The organism is Citrobacter sp. 506 (assembly GCF_050434985.1).
Taxonomy (GTDB): Bacteria; Pseudomonadota; Gammaproteobacteria; order Enterobacterales; family Enterobacteriaceae; genus Citrobacter; species Citrobacter braakii.
Genome location: NZ_JBNDJN010000013.1, coordinates 1 through 5,203 on the forward strand (window position 1 = coordinate 1; position 5,203 = coordinate 5,203).

General features: G+C 41.2%; 4 protein-coding genes and 1 pseudogene. All 5 read left to right on the forward strand.

Going from position 1 to position 5,203, the window contains the following annotated elements:
- Positions 1-149, forward strand: a pseudogene (locus tag ABIE10_RS23465) (phosphomannomutase CpsG); the annotation flags it as partial.
- A gap of 78 nt (positions 150-227) precedes the next feature.
- The gene (locus tag ABIE10_RS23470) at positions 228-1,040 is read left to right on the forward strand and encodes a glycosyltransferase (protein WP_259687021.1); all 813 of its coding nucleotides are present in this window, start codon (positions 228-230) and stop codon (positions 1,038-1,040) included.
- 42 nt (positions 1,041-1,082) lie between these two features.
- Positions 1,083-2,126, forward strand: a complete 1,044-nt coding sequence (locus tag ABIE10_RS23475; RefSeq protein ID WP_235117102.1) for an acyltransferase family protein — start codon at positions 1,083-1,085, stop codon at positions 2,124-2,126.
- Between the two features lie 121 nt (positions 2,127-2,247).
- A complete protein-coding gene (gene gndA / locus ABIE10_RS23480) occupies positions 2,248-3,654 on the forward strand; it encodes an NADP-dependent phosphogluconate dehydrogenase (RefSeq protein WP_235117103.1) in 1,407 nt (468 codons plus the stop codon).
- A 246-nt stretch (positions 3,655-3,900) separates the two neighbouring features.
- Positions 3,901-5,067, forward strand: a complete 1,167-nt coding sequence (gene ugd, locus ABIE10_RS23485) for a UDP-glucose 6-dehydrogenase (RefSeq protein ID WP_235117104.1) — start codon at positions 3,901-3,903, stop codon at positions 5,065-5,067.
- Positions 5,068-5,203: the final 136 nt, after the last annotated feature.

Here is a 5,203-nt window from a genome sequence, read left to right on the forward strand (position 1 = left end):
CGGACGGTATCAGCATGGCGTTTGTCGACTGGCGCTTTAATTTACGCTCTTCCAATACCGAACCGGTGGTGCGCCTGAACGTGGAATCGCGCGGAGATGAGCAACTTATGAGAAGTAAAACAGAAGAAATACTCAGAATTTTAAATTAATGTTTAAGTATAAGGCTGTGTCGAAAGCATAGCCTTTATTTTCTTTTTAAGGTTTCATCAGATGGATTATTTCTTAGGATGAATCATAGCATAGCAATAATTCTGAGTGTTTATAATTCAGAAAAACCAGATTATCTGCATCAAAGTCTTTCTAGCCTTTTTTCTCAAACTATGAAAGCAGATATTTACCTTTATATTGATGGGGAAATTAATAAGTCCTTGGAAAGTGTGATTGAGAGTTTTGAAGCTGAACCTAATTTCTATGTTGTGCGAGGAGAGAAAAATAAAGGTCTGGCCTTTGCTCTGAATACACTTATCGATGTGGCTTTAAGTAGAGGTTATCGATACATTGCAAGGATGGATACGGATGATGTGTCACGTTTAAACCGTATTGAAAAACAGTTTAGGTTCATGGAAGATAGACCGGAGATTGACGTACTAGGCGGATATTGCCATGAATTTGGTAGTGAGTACGCACTTGAATTAAAGAAAGTTCCGCTCGAACATGATGATCTTAAAAAATACAGTATAATCCGTTGCCCATTTATACACCCAACAGTGATGTTTAGAAGTTCAGTTTTCAAAGATGGGATTCGTTATCCTTTAGATACACAATTTACTGAGGATATGGCGTTGTGGTTCTTTCTCCTTGAAAAAGGATATCGTTTTCATAATATCCCCGAGGTCTTGCTGGACTATAGGCTTAATGATAGCACTTTTTCCAGAAGAAGGGGGATTGGAAAAGCAATAAGTGAGTTTTCAGTTCGCTTCAAGTATATGTTTAAGCTAAAAGAGGCTAGTTTTAAGAGGTGTATTATTCTGATTATTAAATTCTTTTTTCATGTGTTACCTTTGTTTTTGATTCGCTATGCTTATAAAAGACATCGCTAAATGTGCGGTGGATATGAATATTTATAAAATGAAGATTATTAAATGAAAAATATGGAACATCGGGATAACTGTTTTGACATAATTAGATTGTTTGCGGCAATAACCGTCATTATCTCCCATCAGTACTCTCTTTCTGGACTGTCTGAGCCAATTTTTCTTGGTATGAGTACTTACGGGGGGGTAGCGGTTATTGTTTTTTTTGCTATCTCGGGATTCTTGATTACTAAATCTTGCATGAGAAGTCAAGGGTTCATCTCATATATATCAAAACGTGCAAGGAGAATATTCCCTGCGTTGTTGCCATGCGCAATTTTTATGTATCTAGTGTTGGGCGTGTACTTGAGGTGGGGGGATTTATCTTCTTATATTAATATATCAATTCTGAAAAATATTATTAGCGTCGTAACCATCCAGGGCGCACCGCCTCACTCCGGGATATTTGATGGTTTTATTCACCCATACTCTCTCAATGATAGTTTATGGACGTTACCACTTGAGTTTTTATGTTATCTTCTTTTGGGTGTAGTGTTTTTTTTATTTAAAAATGCTTTAAAAGCAATGTTAATTTCTTTCGTGGTACTTTTTATTATTTCTATTTATTTACTGTTTAATAAAACATCAATAGTGTTTTTTGGAGTGGTTTTACAGGCACTTCCGGTGAGGGCTTTATCCTTTTTAACAGGAGCTGTAATGGCTCTCACGATAAGTTATTGGAATGATAAAAAAATAAAGAAATATATATTTATGATATCGTTTTTTATTCTTTTATCTGTCGCTTATAAAAATGAAATTAATGTGTTGGGTTATATTTTATTATCAATTATCACAATAGTTGTCGGCTGTTCATTTAAAGACCAGATAATATCTGGTCGATTTGATTATTCATATGGTATATATATATATTCTTTCCCGGTGCAACAGTTTATTATAAATAAACTGCAGTTTGAATTTTATTTCGGAATGTTTGTTAGTATCATTGTGTCAATTTTTTTTGGGTTCCTTTCATGGCATTTTGTTGAGTCGAAGTTTCTTAAAGTAAATAAATCATATGTGAAAAAACATGATGTGTTGGGACAGAGTACTTAATACTTACTAAGTATAGTATTTAGTTTGCTTCTATCATTTTATATCTGAGTTGAGTTAACATCTAAGTCACATTCAAGCCGCGCATATGTCGCGCGGTGACCACACCTGACAGGAGTATGTAATGTCCAAGCAACAGATCGGCGTCGTCGGTATGGCAGTGATGGGGCGCAACCTGGCGCTCAACATCGAAAGCCGCGGTTATACTGTCTCCATCTTCAACCGCTCCCGTGAAAAAACCGAAGAAGTTGTAGCCGAGAATCCAGGTAAGAAGCTGGTTCCGCACTACACGGTGAAGGAGTTCGTCGAGTCTCTTGAAACCCCACGTCGTATCCTGTTAATGGTGAAAGCAGGTGCAGGCACTGATGCTGCTATTGACTCCCTGAAGCCGTATCTGGATAAAGGCGACATCATCATTGATGGCGGTAACACCTTCTTCCAGGACACTATCCGTCGTAACCGTGAACTGTCCGCCGAAGGCTTTAACTTCATCGGTACTGGTGTTTCCGGCGGTGAAGAGGGTGCCTTGAAAGGTCCTTCTATCATGCCTGGCGGCCAGAAAGAAGCGTATGAGTTGGTTGCACCGATCCTTACTAAGATTGCTGCAGTAGCTGAAGATGGTGAACCGTGCGTAACCTATATTGGTGCTGACGGTGCAGGTCACTACGTGAAGATGGTGCACAACGGTATCGAATATGGCGATATGCAGTTGATTGCTGAAGCCTATTCTCTGCTGAAAGGCGGCCTGAACCTGTCTAACGACGAGCTAGCCACTACCTTCACCGAGTGGAACGAAGGCGAGCTGAGCAGCTACCTGATTGACATCACCAAAGATATCTTCACCAAAAAGGATGAAGAGGGTAAATACCTGGTTGATGTGATCCTGGACGAAGCGGCGAACAAAGGTACCGGTAAATGGACCAGCCAGAGCTCTCTGGATCTGGGCGAACCGCTGTCGCTGATCACCGAATCCGTATTCGCCCGCTACATCTCTTCTCTGAAAGACCAGCGTGTTGCGGCATCTAAAGTACTTTCTGGTCCGCAGGCTAAGCTGGCTGGCGATAAAGCTGAGTTCGTTGAGAAAGTGCGCCGTGCGCTGTACCTTGGCAAAATCGTCTCCTATGCACAGGGCTTCTCTCAACTGCGTGCCGCATCTGACGAATACAACTGGGAGCTGAACTACGGCGAAATCGCCAAGATCTTCCGCGCAGGTTGTATCATTCGCGCGCAGTTCCTGCAGAAAATCACCGACGCCTATGCTGAAAACAAAGGCATCGCAAACCTGCTGTTGGCACCGTACTTCAAAAATATCGCTGATGAATATCAGCAAGCGCTGCGTGATGTTGTGGCTTACGCTGTTCAGAACGGTATTCCGGTACCGACCTTCTCTGCAGCGGTAGCCTACTACGACAGCTACCGTTCTGCGGTACTGCCGGCTAACCTGATCCAGGCCCAGCGTGACTACTTTGGCGCGCATACGTATAAACGCACTGATAAAGAAGGTGTGTTCCATACCGAATGGCTGGATTAATCTGATTTAGCCTAACATGAAAATCCAGGCCCGGAGCGCTCCTCCGGGCTTTTTTTATTGAGCAAAACAGTATGCTACGGAGGAGTAAGTGCAGGGGATTGAGCGGAATAGCGATATAATATAGGTATTCCAGCTTACTGTCTCGTCTTGACAGTTCAGCGATGTCAGGGGTAAAAACCTAACAGTTGTTTCGGTTGTTGGGAAATGTATTCTCTTAAAACGTTTAACCAAAAGAAGTCAGAGCAAATGAAAATAACTATTTCAGGAACAGGTTATGTTGGTCTTTCAAACGGTATTTTGATTGCCCAAAATCACGAAGTAGTCGCGCTGGACATTGTGCAGGCTAAAGTGGATATGCTTAACATGAAGCAATCCCCCATTGTAGATAAAGAGATAGAAGAGTATCTGTTAACGAAAAATCTTAATTTTCGCGCAACAACCGACAAGCAAGATGCTTACAAAAATGCCGATTATGTTATTATAGCTACTCCGACTGATTACGATCCTAAAACCAACTATTTTAATACCTCCAGCGTTGAATCAGTCATCCGCGATGTGTTGGAAGTGAATCCACTGGCAGTGATGATTATTAAATCAACCATCCCGGTAGGTTTTACCCAGTCAATTAAAGAACGTTTAGGCACAGATAATATTATTTTCTCGCCTGAGTTTTTGCGAGAAGGAAAAGCGCTTTATGATAATCTTCATCCCTCACGTATTGTGATTGGGGAGTGTTCGCCACGTGCTACTCGATTCGCAGAGTTATTGCAGGAAGGCGCAGTAAAACAAAACATTCCAACGCTATTTACTGACTCTACTGAAGCTGAAGCGATTAAACTTTTTGCAAATACTTATCTTGCTATGCGTGTGGCATATTTTAACGAATTGGATAGCTACGCTGAAAGCTTAGGTCTAAATGCTCGACAAATTATTGAAGGTGTTTGTCTGGATCCACGTATTGGCCACCATTACAATAATCCGTCATTCGGCTACGGTGGTTATTGCTTACCAAAAGATACTAAACAGCTGCTGGCAAACTATCAGACTGTACCGAATAATCTTATTTCTGCAATTGTGGATGCCAACCGTACACGTAAAGATTTTATTGCAGATTCAATCCTGGCACGAAAACCCAAAGTCGTAGGCGTATACCGTTTGATCATGAAAAGTGGCTCTGATAATTTCAGGGCATCCTCTATACAGGGAATCATGAAGCGCATCAAAGCTAAAGGCGTACCGGTTATTATTTATGAGCCCGTAATGGAAAAGGATGAATTTTTCCACTCTCGGGTTGTCCGTGATCTGGATGCGTTTAAAAGTGAGGCGGATATTATTATTTCTAACCGTATGACTCCAGAATTAGTTGACGTTGTCGATAAGGTGTATACCCGCGATTTGTTTGGTAGCGATTAATATTCCTCTCTACAAAAAAGGCCTTTAAAAAGGCCTTTTTATTGTGCACAGAAAACCCCCAGCTAGGCTGGGGGTTCCGGAAAGCTTTCAGCTTTGGGCCAGTTATTAAAACCCCTTTTGATTTGTTAAAACACAT

Bases quoted from the DNA above. Each gene is read 5' to 3' on its own strand.
- ABIE10_RS23470 (WP_259687021.1), top strand. From the start codon at position 228: ATGAATCATAGCATAGCAATAATTCTGAGTGTTTATAATTCAGAAAAA.
- ABIE10_RS23475 (WP_235117102.1), top strand. From the start codon at position 1,083: ATGAAAAATATGGAACATCGGGATAACTGTTTTGACATAATTAGATTG.
- gndA (WP_235117103.1), top strand. From the start codon at position 2,248: ATGTCCAAGCAACAGATCGGCGTCGTCGGTATGGCAGTGATGGGGCGC.
- ugd (WP_235117104.1), top strand. From the start codon at position 3,901: ATGAAAATAACTATTTCAGGAACAGGTTATGTTGGTCTTTCAAACGGT.